Source organism: Candidatus Borkfalkia ceftriaxoniphila, assembly GCF_004134775.1.
Taxonomy (GTDB): Bacteria; Bacillota; Clostridia; order Christensenellales; family Borkfalkiaceae; genus Borkfalkia; species Borkfalkia ceftriaxoniphila.
Genome location: NZ_SDOZ01000002.1, coordinates 1,632,331 through 1,645,610 on the forward strand (window position 1 = coordinate 1,632,331; position 13,280 = coordinate 1,645,610).

The window sequence follows — 13,280 nt, forward strand, 5'->3', positions numbered from 1 at the left end:
TTTTAAATCACCGCGCCCGATTTGTCAACAATTCCGGACAAAAAGGCGCAAAGTTCGGCGACGTGCGGCATACATTATTGTATGGGAAAAAGATCGTCGTATATTTTCGGCTGGCTGCAAGCCGCCTTTATCATCATCGGCTCGGTGGTAGGCGCGGGGTTTATTTCGGGCGGCGAACTTGTCCGATTTTTTCCTACGTCCAACTATCTGCCCTATGTTTACGCCGCAGGCGTGCTTTTTTTCGCTTACTTCGCCCTCTTGCTCGCCTGCGGGAAAAAGTACGGCGGATTCGACGGCGTGCTATCCGCGCTCTTTCAAAAATTCGCGCCCGCCGTGCACGCGGTGTTCGGTTTGTGTTGTTTCGTCATATGCGCGACCATGCTCGCGGGGATAGACAGCGTGTTTTTCGAAGCGTTCGGCATCCCGAAGAGCGTGCCCGTCCTCTCCGCCGCCGTGCTTGCCGCCGTGTTTTTCATCTGCCGCAAGGGCATCGGCGGCATCGGCAAGGTGAATTTCGTGCTCGTGCCCGTGATCCTCGTCTTTGTCGTCGCCTTCGCCTTTACCGAGAAGGGGGGAGAATACGACTTTACCATGGCGGACAATTCGCGCGGCTTGCTGTACACGCTGCTGTATGTGGGCATGAACGCCTTTCTCGCCGCGCCCGTCGTGTGCGATCTGGGAAAGAGCGCGCCGCCGCTCCCCGTATCTTTGACGGCGTCCTTTTGCATCGCCTTTTGCGCCGCGCTTATTCTCGGCGTCATCTGTCGCGAGGGCGCCAACGCGCTGGGCGCGGATATGCCTCTTTTATACGTCGTGGGTAAGCGCGGAGCGGTGCTCGGAAAGGTGTTTTCCCTCGTGAGCCTGTGCGGCATCGTCACGACGCTGTTTTCTTCCTATTATCCGCTGCACGCCGCCACGGAGCATCAGAAGAAAAGAGAGTTGCTGCGCGTATTTCTGTGCCTGGGCGCGATCCTGCTCGCGCGCGTAGGGCTCAAAGGCATTATAGAAACCATTTATCCCGCGCTGGGCGCGTTCGGGCTGGTATTCGGCGTCTTTCTGGCAGTGCGGCTTTTCAAAGACCGCGAGCGCCTCGCATCACCGCGCAGGGCGAAAAGGAACGGGCACGCAAGGTAAGACCTTGCGTGCCCGCATCTATATCTTCGCGTTTCAAAAAACGCGTTGTAAACGAGATCAATACGTGCGCTTGATGACGATCTTTTCCAGCAGTACGACCATAAAGTACATGGCCGCGGCGAGTATGCACAGAATGAACGTCGCCGCCATCACGAGGTCTAGTTTGAAGACCTGGCCGCCGTACACGATGAGGTATCCGAGCCCCGCTTTGGAAACGATATATTCGCCCATGATCGAGCCGATCCACGCCATGCCGACGCTGATTTTCAGCATGCTGATGAACGCGGGCAGCGCGGAGGGAATGACGAGTTTCCGCAATATCTGAAATTTGGTAGCGCCCATCGAGCGCAAAAGAAGCATCTTGTTTTTGTCGGTCGCCAGAAATCCCGCCAGCATATTCAGAATGACGACGATGATGCCGACGAGAATGGTCATGAATACGATGGCTTTCGCACCCGTGCCGAACCACACGATGATGACGGGCCCGAGCGCGATCTTCGGCAGAGAGTTCAGAACCACGATGTACGGCTCTAAAACCTTGCGCACGGTGTCGCTCCACCATAGAAGCAGGGCGATGATCGTGCCCGCCACAACCGCCACGGCAAAGCCCAGAAGCGTTTCCCAGAGCGTCGTGCCGATGTGATAGAAAAGCGTGCCGTTCCGGTACAGATCGACGATGGCTTTCCAGATGCGCGACGGCGAACTGATGATGAAGGGATCGACGAGTTGAAAAGCCGCGATGAGTTCCCATACCGAGAGAAAGATGACCAAAAGCCCGACGCGCGCGCACCAGACGGCGATGCGGGAGCGGCGGCGGCCTCTGAGATAGAGCAGATGTTCGCGGGAATAAGTTTCGTTTTTCATACGTTCAACTCCTTCCAAAGTTTTTCGAACCAGACGGAAAACTGCGGGGATTCGCGCCGCTTTAAGGGCGCGATCCCCTTAAAATCGATGTCGTGCACGAAGAGCACCGTGGCGGGCCGCTTGCTTAAAACGATGATGCGGTCGGCGAGCGAGATCGCCTCGCTGATGTCGTGCGTGACGAGGATAGCCGTCTTTTTTTCGCCTTTGATGATGGAATACACGTCGTTGCAGACGGACAGGCGGGTCTGGTAGTCGAGCGCCGAAAACGGCTCGTCGAGAAGGAGCAGTTCGGGCGCCGAGGCGAGCGTGCGGATGAGCGCCGCGCGCTGGCGCATGCCGCCCGATAACTGATCGGGATAGTGTTTCAAAAAATCGCCCAGCCCGTACTTGACGGCGAGCGAGAGGGCGCGTTCGCGGTTTTCCGCCGTGTCGGCCTTTCGGATCTCCAAAGGGAGCGTGATGTTCTTTTCGATGGTGCGCCAGGGGAACAACTCGTCTTTTTGCAGCATATAGCCGAAATTGTTATAGCGGCCGTCCGCCTTTTTGCCGTGAATGTAGATCTCGCCTCCCGAAGGCTTCAATAAATTGGCCGCCAGCGACAAAACGGTGGTCTTGCCGCAGCCCGAGGGACCGATGACGGCGATAAACTCGCCCGGATAAATGGAAAACGAGAGATCTTGCGCGGCCAGCGTTTCTCCCTGCGGAGTATGGTAGTTCATGGTGACACCCTGAAACTCCAAAATTGCTTTTGTATTTTCGTTCATAATAACCTCTGTAAAATGGGCGCGGGCGGCATGGTGCCGCCCGCGCGAAATATGCAAAGTCTCTTTTTTTGCGGGCGTATAAGATAGTCGTCAGAGTCCGTAAACTTCTTTGTATATTGCCGTGGAATATTCGGTGTTCACGAGTTCGGAAAATTCCGCGCGTTTTGAAAGTTCTCCCGCGTTTTCGATGATATCCTGCAAACGGTCAAAACTGTCTGTCGTCATCGTCATGTCTTTCTGCCAGGAATCGATCTTTTTGTAACTGTCCAGGGAGGTCGCGATAGCCGCCTCGTCCGTGCCGTCGAAATAGGCGGTCAGATATTTCGCAGCCTCGTTGCTTGCGGTCTCGTTGATATATTTGATGCCTTTCATGATCGCGCGGAGGAATCCTTTCACCGTGTCGGTGTTCTTTTCGATATAACTCTCTTTCGCGATATAGCAGGTGTAGGGGACTTCGCCCGAGGCTTCTCCCACGGAGGCGACCACGTAGCCCTTGCCCGCCTTTTCGTATTCGCTGGCGACGGGTTCGAACATGGTGCAGTAATCCGCCGTGCCCGCCTCGAAAGCGCTCGTCATCAGGTTGAAGGCGACGTCGTAATTCATTTTCACGTTCTGACCGTCGTAAAGTTCGTTGGCGTTGAGCACGTATTCGAACGTCATGGCGGGAACGCCGCCCTTTCTGCCTGCCAGAATTTCTTTGCCTTCGAGATCAGACCATTTGAAGGTCGCCTTCTCGTCTTTGCGGGAAACGAGGAACGAACCGTCGCGCTTGGTGAGTTGGCCGAAAACGGTGGGCACGTTGTTGCTGCCGCCGATGAGCACGTAAAGCGCCGCCTCGGGACCGCAGAATCCGATGTCCGCGCTGCCCGAAAGGACCGCGGACATGACCGCGTCCGCGCCGCCGCCGTTGGTGAGTTCGATTTTGATGCCTTCCTCTTTAAAATAACCGAGCGAGTCCGCCGCGTACATGGGCGCATAAAAAATCGAATGCGTCACTTCGTTCACGCGCACCTTTTTCAGTCCGTCGTCGTTATTCGCACACGCCGAGAGGGGAAGAATGACCATCATAAAACATAAAATTGCCGTAAGTAGTTTTTTCAATCGTAGTTCTCCTTAAAATTGGTTTCAAGTCAAAAACTTTCAATATTACATGGTATGCGCGCGTGTGCAATTTTGACAGCCGACGCAAAAAATTTAAAAGGGGAAAAAGTAAACGTTTGACTTTATGCGAGCGATTTACTATAATAGAACAAACTGGGCGATTACGCCGTTCGTTGGTCAAAGAACGGAGCAAATAAAGTAAAGGGACGGTTCGATATGGAAATGCAAAAGACTTACAACCCCAAAGATTTCGAGGCGCGGTTGTACGAAGAGTGGGAGAAAAACAACTATTTCAGGGCGGAGGCGGACCCTTCGAAGATCCCTTTTACCATCGTGATCCCGCCTCCCAACATTACGGGGCAACTGCATCTGGGGCACGCGCTCGACAACACGATCATCGACATTCTGATCCGCTTCAAGCGCATGCAGGGCTATTCGGCGCTGTATCTTCCCGGCTGCGACCACGCGTCCATCGCCACGGAAGTGAAGATCGTGGAGCAGATGAAAAAAGAGGGGCTGACGAAAAACGACGTGGGCCGCGAGGGATTTTTAGAGCGCGCCTGGGGCTGGAAAGAACAGTACGGCGGCCGCATTGTCGAACAACTCAAAAAAATGGGCGTTTCCTGCGACTGGTCGCGTCTCGCTTTTACCATGGACGACAACTGCTCGCGCGCCGTGCGCGAAGTGTTCGTGAACCTCTATGAAAAGGGGCTCATCTACCGCGGCGACCGCATCATCAACTGGTGCCCGGGCTGCAAGACGGCGCTTTCCGACGCGGAAGTCGAATACACCGAGGACGAGTCCTTTTTCTGGCATCTCAAATATCCCGTGAAGGGCGAAAACAGGTCCATCACTGTGGCGACCACGCGTCCCGAAACCATGCTGGGCGATACGGCGGTGGCCGTCAATCCCGCGGACAAGCGGTATGAAGATTTAGTGGGCAAGACGCTCGTTCTTCCCCTCGTGGGAAGAGAGATCCCCGTCGTTGCGGACGATTACGTGGATATGGAATTCGGCAGCGGCGCGGTGAAGATCACGCCCGCGCACGATCCGAACGACTTCGAAGTGGGGCTGCGCCACGATCTGGAAGTGATCCGCGTGATGAACGACGACGGCACTATGAACGCCGCCGCGGGCAAATACGAGGGACTCGACCGCTTTATCGCGCGTGAAAAGATCGTGGAAGATCTCAAAGCGTGCGGCGCTCTGGTAAAGATCGAGCCGCACGCGCATAACGTCGGGCACTGCTACCGCTGCAAGAGCACGGTGGAACCCATCGTTTCCAAACAGTGGTTCGTGAAAATGGAGCCGCTCGCAAAGCCCGCTCTCGACGCCGTGGCGCGCAACAAGATCAAATTCACGCCCGAACGGTTCACGAAAGTTTATAATAACTGGATGGAGGGCATCAAGGACTGGTGCATTTCCCGTCAATTGTGGTGGGGCCACCGCATTCCCGTATGGTACTGCCAAGACTGCGGCGAGACCGTCGTTTCCAAGACCGATCCCGACTGCTGCCCGCACTGTAAAGGGCATGATTTAAAACAGGACGAGGACGTTCTTGACACCTGGTTCTCCTCGGCGCTGTGGCCTTTTTCCACGCTGGGCTATCCCGACAAGAGTGAAGACCTCAAATATTTTTATCCGACGGACGTGCTGTCCTGCGGCTACGACATCATCTTTTTCTGGGTGGCGAGAATGATTTTCTCGGGTCTGGAACACATGAAAAAAGTGCCGTTCCGCGACGTTCTGATGCACGGCATCGTGCGCGACGAACAGGGGCGCAAGATGTCCAAATCGCTCGGCAACGGCATCGACCCGCTGCTGGTCATCGACGAATACGGCGCCGACTCGCTGCGCTTTTCGCTCATCAACGGCGTGTCGCCCGGCAACGATACCCGTTACAGCCGTTCCAAAGTCGAGGCGAGCCGCAATTTCATGAACAAGATATGGAACGCTTCGCGTTTCGTCATCATGAACGCGGAGGGCAGAACTATTCCCGATATTCAAGACGTGAAACTTTCCGCCGCCGACAAATGGATCGTTTCGCGGTTGGAATCGTGCGTCAAAGAAGTGACGCTCAACTTGCAGAAATTCGAACTGGGCATTGCCGCCGGCATCTTATACGACTTTATGTGGAGCGATTTCTGCGACTGGTATATCGAACTTTGCAAGAGCGCCCTCTACGGCGACGACGAGGCGAAAAAGAGCGCAACGCTCGGCGTATTGTGTTTCGTTCTGGAAAACGCGCTCAAACTGTTGCATCCCTATATCCCGTATATCACCGAGGAAATTTACCAAAACCTGCCCAACGTTTCGGGCAGTATCATGGTTTCGGAATTTCCCCGTTACAATTCCAAACTCGCTTATAAAAAGGAGGCGAAGGCTTTCGAGCGGGTGATGGAAGTCATCCGCGTCGTGCGGAACATGAAGGCGTCCGTGGGCTGTCCCGCGGCGAAAAAGGTAAAATTGTTCGTTTCGACTTCCAACAAAGCCTACGTTAACGCCAACACGACGAGTATATTGAAACTTGCGGGCGCGAGCGAGATCGTGTTCTGCGACAACGGCGCGTGCATCGGCGAAAAGACGGTTTCGCAGGTGACGGAACTGTGCACCGTGTATATCGCGCTCGGAGATATGGTGGACCTCGAAAAGGAACGCGCCAGATTGCAGGGCGAACTCGAACGCGTCGTCGGCGAGATCGGCCGCGCGGACGGCAAACTGCATAACCGCGGATTTATGGACAAGGCGCCGAAAAATCTCGTGGAGGCGGAGCGCGCGAAACTGGAAAAATTCATCGAGATGAAAGCCAAGATCGAAGCGCAGTTGCGGGAACTGTAAGATGAACGAAAAATTGCGGGCGTTTGCCGAAAAAAACGCCCTTACCCTGCGCAAAAACGGCTGTTACGGACAACTTTTCGGATACCAGACGGGGCTGTATATCAACCGATTCGCCAATCCGCAGTACGTGCTTTGTATTTCCGCGCACACCGCCGCGGCGGCGGAGCAGATCAGATCCTTTCTCAAAAAGAAAAAGGACGATTTGAAACTGACGGGTTTCGACGTTCTGGGCGTCGGCGTCATTTTGTTTCCCGCGCTGTATTTTTCGGTTTACGAACAGATCGAAAAGATATTCAAGACGGTGGCGGATTTCCTGAAATCCAAAAACGTGGCGGGCGGAGATACGTGCCCGTACTGCGGCGCAAAGATGACGGAAAAAACGCTCGTTTCCGACGGCGGTCATTGTTTTTACGTGCACGAAGCGTGTTTTAACGCGAATTTGCAACTCGTAAAGGAAGCGGAAAAAGAAGAAAAAAGTTCTCCCGACCGTTACGGAAGAGGATTTCTCGGCGCGGTTTTGGGCGCGCTGATCGGCGCTCTTGCTTTCGTCGGGCTGTTCGCGTGGGGATATTTCGAGGTGATCGCGCCCGTTATCGGCGTCGTCGCCGCGCATTATCTGTACGGCGCGTTGGGCGGGAAACCTTCGGTAAAGAAAATCGTCACGGTGGGAGTCGTCTGCCTCGTATTTACGCTTGCATCTTTTTTTGCCTGTTATTTCGTGCAGATCGCGCTTTCCAAGCCCGATGCGGGGCTTTTCGCGGAGTTGAAACGGCTGTTTGCCGAAAAGGAAGGCTATGCGTCGCGCTTTATCGTCACGTTGGTATTTTCCTGCGTCGCGGTGGGGGTGGGGCTGGTATACAGCGTTTACGCCACGCTCAAAAGCCTGCGGCGGCCCGCGCAAGATCTCAAAAAAATATCTTAAAGGCAAGGCGCCGTTTCGGAAATTCAGAAACGGCGCTTTACTTAAAATTTTGTACTAACAAAACGCAGCCCCCGACGGGTATCCGTCGGGGGCTGCGTTTTGTTTTATTCCAAGGTGGGTTTTCTTCGTAACAGTAAGTAGCATACGCTGAGCAGCACCGCAGCGGTGACCACCATCACGATGACCAACGTCACGATGACGAGGGGGGACGCTTCGCTCAAGGAGGAGGTTTCTATTTCTCCGAAATACACGACGCCGTCCTGTTCATAGGAAACCAAGCAGTATCCTTCTTTGTCCGTCGCGCCGTCGTAGACTTTCAGACGCTCTTTATTTTCCAGCGTGATACGCGCGCCCTGTTCGCTTTCGAGCGTGACGCTCTTTCCTTTTTTCAGTTGCTGATAGTGGAAATTCTCGTTTTCGAGCGCCGCGATATTCGCGTCGGTCACAAAGGTCGCGGGAATAAATCCGTACGCGTCGCCGACCTGTACGAAATAATACTCGTTGTCGAGCGAGCCGTCCGCAAGGGAAACTTTTCCCAATACCGCCACCGCGCTGCTGCGTTTGAGTCGATCTTTTATCGTAAATTCCTGCATGGCGGGGCGGCTGTACAGATTGACGTCGCTGGACAGATAGCCGGTCTTCTTGATTTCGCTGAAATAATCCGCAACGACTGCGGGCGTTTCCGCGCTTCCCTTTGCGATCAGACAGACGTCATACGTATGAATGGGCGATGTGATCCCCTCTCCTACGGGGATATATTCATAAAACAGAACGACATATCCCGCGTCGGTTTCTCCCAAAACGACGCCCTTGCAATCTTCCTCCAAACGGCGGTAGGAGCGGTAGGGAAGATAAGCCGAATCGCTTTCGAGCGATTTGATATCGAGTGACACCGCAACGGAGCCCGCCTTCACTTCGACGATCAGATCATCTTTTGAGGGCTGCGTTTCGTACAGGGAGTTATACAGCCCGTCCGCCGAAATATTGTTGAGCGTGGAAATTCCGAGATCTGTGCGCACGATAAATCCGTCGGAGAGAATGTATGCGCTGCCGTCGGTCAGACCGAATGCGAAGGAGATCGCTTTTTTATTGCCGCCGCCGTATACGTATTCGGAAAAATTTATCTCGCGCGTATTGGTTTTTCCTTGAGAAAAGATGGTTATTTTGTTTTCGCTGAGACCGTATAAATTGCCCGCGAAGTCGACGAGCAGTTTTTTGCATGAAGAATCCATTTGAGTGATTTTTACGGAAGAACTGGTCCCGCTCGCCAGAAACTGCGCTTCTACATATTTATCGATCTGGCCCGATTTGGAAAGCACAAACAGATTGCCGTAAATATCCGCCGCGACGCTGACGGGATTCTCGATATTCGGTGTGCCTGCTTCGCGAATCGTCGCCGTGCTTTCGTCGACGGCGTAACTGTTGGCCCCGTCGTTTGAAAGAATATAGAAGGTGCCCATCGCATAGGTAACGGAAATAATTGAATTTTCGATCGTTTCGATGTTGCCCAAGGAATTATTTTCGTAATCGTATAAATAGGCTTTGGAGCCGCTCACAACGAGATATGCGTCTTTTCCTGCACATACGAATTCGGGGGCGGTCGCGGGCGCGGCGTTCTTGTATGATACGCCGTCGTACACGGTGACGCGCTTATTCCCGTTATCCGCGATCACGAGTTTGCCGTCATAGACGGAAAGGTCTGTGGCGGCGTTGAGTCGGTTGTCGGACAAGGAATACTTGCCGATTTCATAATCGGTAAAATCTTTTTTCGTCAGATCGTACTGTATGATCCCGTTTGGCGTCAGCGCGTAGATCAAATCTTTGTAATATTTAACGACGGTAATGTTTTTTGTTTTACAAACGCTTTCACTTTCATTTTTAAGATAGAGAAAACCGCCGGTATTGGAATATACGATATCGTACTTGTTTTCTCCAATGATTGTAAAGTTGCTGATCGTATCTGCCGTGTCGTATGTATGATCTACGGAGTCAGGCGAGCATTTGTAAACGTTTTTATTGGAAGAAAAGTAAATAATTCCGTTGTATAAAGAAAAAGAAGGCTTAATATCGGTATTAAAGGGAATTTCATTTATCTGTTTGTCTTGCCACTGAATGTTCAGTTCTTCTATCGTCGCATAATATACGTTGCTGTTTGAGCCTGTTTGAATGGCGTAGTATATTTCGTTGCCATTGATGAGCATGGCGGACGCTCTGAAAGATTCGATCCTTTCGTGGGACGAGAATGTGCTGCACGAGATATAATTAACGTAATTTCCCGTTTCTAAAAAGAAAAGATAATCGCCCGACGAACAACTGTAAAAATTGAGAGAAGACAGCGTGTTTTGCGTTGCGTACGAATAGGAACGGTACTCTTGCGAGGATTTATCGTACAAATAGATGACCGCGCTGTCAACGCTTTGATTATCCGCGATCGCGATGTATCGCTCGGAGATGGCAAAGTCCGAGGGTTTAGTCAGTTCCAGATACTGCTCGTAGGAGGAGGGCAGAAAGAGCGCGCCGGGATGATCGTCCGATGCCGAAGGCTCCGCAAACGCGAATGCCGCGGAAAGGGAACAGAGCGTCAATATCGTTGTCAGGTATGCAATGAGTTTTTTCATGAGTTTCCCGTAATTTCTTTATTTGTAAATACGGTTTGATTATAGCATACTTTTTTTTCTTTGTCGACAATATTCTCTCTTTTTCGTTTTGCACTCCCGCAAAATTTCCCAAAAACTTTATAAAACAGGCGAACGGGTGCTTGATTTATATGGTAAAATATGGATAAAATACGAACATATGTTTGTTTTTTGTGTCAGTTATCATTTCAAAACAGCGTTTCGTATGCCATAATAGAGGTCGAAGGGAACATTATGCGGGGTAAATCGATGAAAGATTATCAAAAAGCGATGTTGTACGTATATCCGCGCATCGGGAAGATCATTCGGGATATCGACGGAATGGTCGAGGCGCAGGCTTTTTGCTGTTTCGGCACGGAAAGTTGCGAAAAAACCGCCGAACGTATCGCGGGGTATATGTGTGCGAAGAGCAGTTTCGTTATTTTAAAGGGCGCGCTGGAAAATATTTTGTCGCGGCTGACGAAAGACGAGCGGTATATGCTCGAATATAAATATTTCCGGCGCCGCAGCAAACTGGAAGGGGAATTCTGCGGCTATGCGCTCGACTGCAACGAGCGCACCTATTTCCGCCGTCAGGCGCGGCTTTCGGAAAAACTGAACGCCTCGTTTCTGCACGAAGGCATGGACGAGGCGTGGTTTACGGGAAATTTTTCCCACGTGGGATTCATGATGAGCGCGAAAGAGAACTTGCGCGGCCGCGGTTCGATGACGGACAAGCGCAGCGTAAAAGGGCTTGCCTGCACGAACGCCCGCGCAAGAGCGCGGGCGGAATGATCAGTAATTTTCGTTTTCGTCGTAAAAGGGATCGCGCGGCTTTTTCGCCGTCTTTTGCGGGCGGAAGAGAAAATAGACCGCGCCGACGGCGAACACGGCGAGCGTGCAGATGAGCACGATGCGCACGGCATTGCCCTGCGCGGAAATCGTTCCTTGGCCCGTATCGGGTTTATTGACTTCGGTATGTTCGGTATTGACGGGATATTCGGGCTTGGAACAACTCTTGGCAGGCACGTAGCCGAAGGCGCCGTCGCGGTTCACGTAATAATAGACGCTCGTGCCGAAATTGAATTCGCCGTAGTACACGACTTCCGCGGTAAACGTGGAGAGCGGATCGTCGGGAAGAAAGGAGCCGTCCACCGAATATGTAACGGTGATCTTGTATTCCAAAAAGGGCGTGACGGGCGTGTAGTCCACGGGAACGATTTCCGTCTTTTTGCAATAGCCCTTGACCGCCTTGTAGTCGGAACGGTCGGTGAGATAGGAAACGTAATAAAACTGCGCCGTCTCGCCGAGGATCTGCACGAAATAAGTGCGGGGCAGGGTGAACAGTCCGTCCGATTCGTCGGGCGAGCCGTACAGATAGACTCCCTCCGACTCGATGCGCGCGTAACTTTGGGTATCGTCCGCATATGCAGTCCGTGCGGCGGCGAAAGGTATGAGCAGCATCGCCAATAGCAACGGAAAGATGAGTTTTTTCATATCAGATCTCCTTATGTCTTATCGTCCCGTAAAAAGGGGGAACAGTGACTATTGTACCGCGGGCGGCGGGGCAGATATCGGAGAAATATGTAAAAACACGATAGGTTTTGTCATATGCTTGAACGGGAAATTATCGAACGGATACGCGAGATCGAGGCGGAGGAAGCGCGCCGCCGCGCGGGCGACTTTCTTTCAAAATACAATGCAGGGCGCAAAAAACACAAAAAGCAGATGGCTTTTCATAAATGCAGAAAGCGCAACCGCTGGGTGTTCGGCGGCAACCGAAGCGGCAAGACCGAGTGCGGCGCGGTGGAATGCGTCTATATGGCGCGGGGCGTCCATCCCTACCGCAAGAACAAAAAGGACACCTTCGGCTGGGTGGTGTCCCTTTCGCAGCAGGTGCAGAGGGACGTGGCGCAAAAGAAAGTTTTACACTATCTGCGTCCCGACTGGATCGAGTCCGTCACCATGCTTTCGGGGCGCAAAGACAGCGCCGAGTCGGGCGTGATCGACCAGATCCGCGTCAGAAACGTGTTCGGCGGCATTTCGGTGATCGGGTTCAAGAGCTGCGACCAGGGGCGGGAAAAGTTTCAGGGCAGTTCTCTGGATTACGTGTGGTTCGACGAGGAGCCGCCCAAAGATATCTACGACGAATGCCGAATGCGCGTGCTGGATCAATGCGGCGACATTTTCGGCACCATGACGCCGCTCAAAGGCATCACCTTTTTATACGACGAGATTTACCTAAACCGATACGAAAATCCCGAGATCTGGTACGAGTTTATGGAGTGGGGCGACAATCCCTTTTTAAAAAAGAGCGAGATCGCGCTTTTGACGGAGGCGATGGGGGAAAACGAACTTCTGAGCCGCCGTTACGGGAAATTCGCCGTGAACGAGGGGCTCGTCTATCCCGAGTTCGATGAGAATATACACGTGATCGAGCCGTTTTCCGTTCCCTTCGAGTGGCAGGACACGATCTCCATCGATCCCGGGCTCAACAATCCTCTCTCCGCGCACTGGTACTGCGTGGATTTCGACGACAATATATACGTGGTCGCGGAACACTACGAGGCGAAACGGGACATCGATTACCACGCGGCGGCGATCAAGCGGATCAGCGCGGCGCTCGGCTGGCACACGGACGGTAAGGGGCGCGTCGGCGCGCTCATCGATTCGGCGGCGAACCAGCGCACGCTGGCAGGCTCGAAAAGCGTGAGCGAACTGTTCTGGGAACGCGGTATTCAGGTGAACGCCAACGTCAACAAAGACCTGTTTGCGGGCATCGCGCGGGTGAAAAACGCATTGAAAGGGGAAGGGGGAAAGCCGCGGCTGTATATTTTCAGCAACTGCGTCCATCTCATCCGCGAACTGAAAGGATATTTCTGGGGTACGGGCGACGTGCCGAAAAAGAGGGACGACCACGCCCTCGACGAACTGCGCTATTATATCATGAGCAAGCCGCACAACGCGCCGCCCGAAAAGCCCTTGACGGCGGTGCAGCGGGATAAACTGCGGCTTTCGCGGGGGCGCAAAAGGAGCGTGTGA

10 protein-coding genes are annotated in these 13,280 nt (G+C 53.1%); 5 read left to right on the plus strand and 5 right to left on the minus strand.

What is annotated here, in order from left to right:
* Positions 1-81 precede the first annotated feature (81 nt).
* Positions 82-1,134: a hypothetical protein gene (locus ESZ91_RS07475; RefSeq protein WP_129225728.1), complete on the plus strand. Its 1,053-nt coding sequence runs from the start codon at positions 82-84 to the stop codon at positions 1,132-1,134.
* A 57-nt stretch (positions 1,135-1,191) separates the two neighbouring features.
* Here the strand turns inward: ESZ91_RS07475 and ESZ91_RS07480 are convergent, their stop codons facing one another.
* From ESZ91_RS07480 to ESZ91_RS07490, 3 genes are all read right to left on the minus strand, one after another.
* Positions 1,192-1,998, minus strand: coding sequence for an ABC transporter permease (locus ESZ91_RS07480; protein ID WP_129225730.1), 807 nt, complete (start codon positions 1,996-1,998; stop codon positions 1,192-1,194).
* A complete protein-coding gene (locus tag ESZ91_RS07485; RefSeq protein ID WP_129225732.1) occupies positions 1,995-2,762 on the minus strand; it encodes an ABC transporter ATP-binding protein in 768 nt (255 codons plus the stop codon). Before ESZ91_RS07485 ends, ESZ91_RS07480 begins: the two co-directional genes overlap by 4 nt.
* Positions 2,763-2,852: 90 nt before the next feature.
* Positions 2,853-3,863: an ABC transporter substrate-binding protein gene (locus tag ESZ91_RS07490; RefSeq protein WP_129225734.1), complete on the minus strand. Its 1,011-nt coding sequence runs from the start codon at positions 3,861-3,863 to the stop codon at positions 2,853-2,855.
* A gap of 216 nt (positions 3,864-4,079) precedes the next feature.
* On the opposite strand from ESZ91_RS07490, the gene ESZ91_RS07495 reads away from it, so the two are divergent.
* Together ESZ91_RS07495 and ESZ91_RS07500 are read left to right on the plus strand one after the other, a co-directional pair.
* Positions 4,080-6,701 carry a valine--tRNA ligase gene (locus tag ESZ91_RS07495; RefSeq protein WP_129225736.1) on the plus strand — a complete coding sequence of 874 codons (2,622 nt, stop codon included), beginning with the start codon at positions 4,080-4,082 and terminating at the stop codon, positions 6,699-6,701.
* Position 6,702: 1 nt separating this feature from the next.
* Positions 6,703-7,623 carry a hypothetical protein gene (locus tag ESZ91_RS07500; RefSeq protein ID WP_129225738.1) on the plus strand — a complete coding sequence of 307 codons (921 nt, stop codon included), beginning with the start codon at positions 6,703-6,705 and terminating at the stop codon, positions 7,621-7,623.
* A 104-nt stretch (positions 7,624-7,727) separates the two neighbouring features.
* Here ESZ91_RS07500 and ESZ91_RS07505 read toward each other — a convergent pair whose 3' ends face one another.
* Positions 7,728-10,241, minus strand: coding sequence for a hypothetical protein (locus ESZ91_RS07505; RefSeq protein WP_129225740.1), 2,514 nt, complete (start codon positions 10,239-10,241; stop codon positions 7,728-7,730).
* A gap of 267 nt (positions 10,242-10,508) precedes the next feature.
* On the opposite strand from ESZ91_RS07505, the gene ESZ91_RS07510 reads away from it, so the two are divergent.
* Positions 10,509-11,033: a hypothetical protein gene (locus tag ESZ91_RS07510; RefSeq protein ID WP_129225742.1), complete on the plus strand. Its 525-nt coding sequence runs from the start codon at positions 10,509-10,511 to the stop codon at positions 11,031-11,033.
* On the opposite strand, the gene ESZ91_RS07515 is transcribed toward ESZ91_RS07510, so the two are convergent.
* Entirely contained in the window at positions 11,034-11,735 is a 702-nt protein-coding gene (locus tag ESZ91_RS07515; RefSeq protein WP_129225744.1) for a hypothetical protein, read from the minus strand. It lies immediately after the preceding gene.
* A gap of 114 nt (positions 11,736-11,849) precedes the next feature.
* On the opposite strand from ESZ91_RS07515, the gene ESZ91_RS07520 reads away from it, so the two are divergent.
* Entirely contained in the window at positions 11,850-13,280 is a 1,431-nt protein-coding gene (locus tag ESZ91_RS07520; RefSeq protein WP_129225746.1) for a terminase large subunit domain-containing protein, read from the plus strand.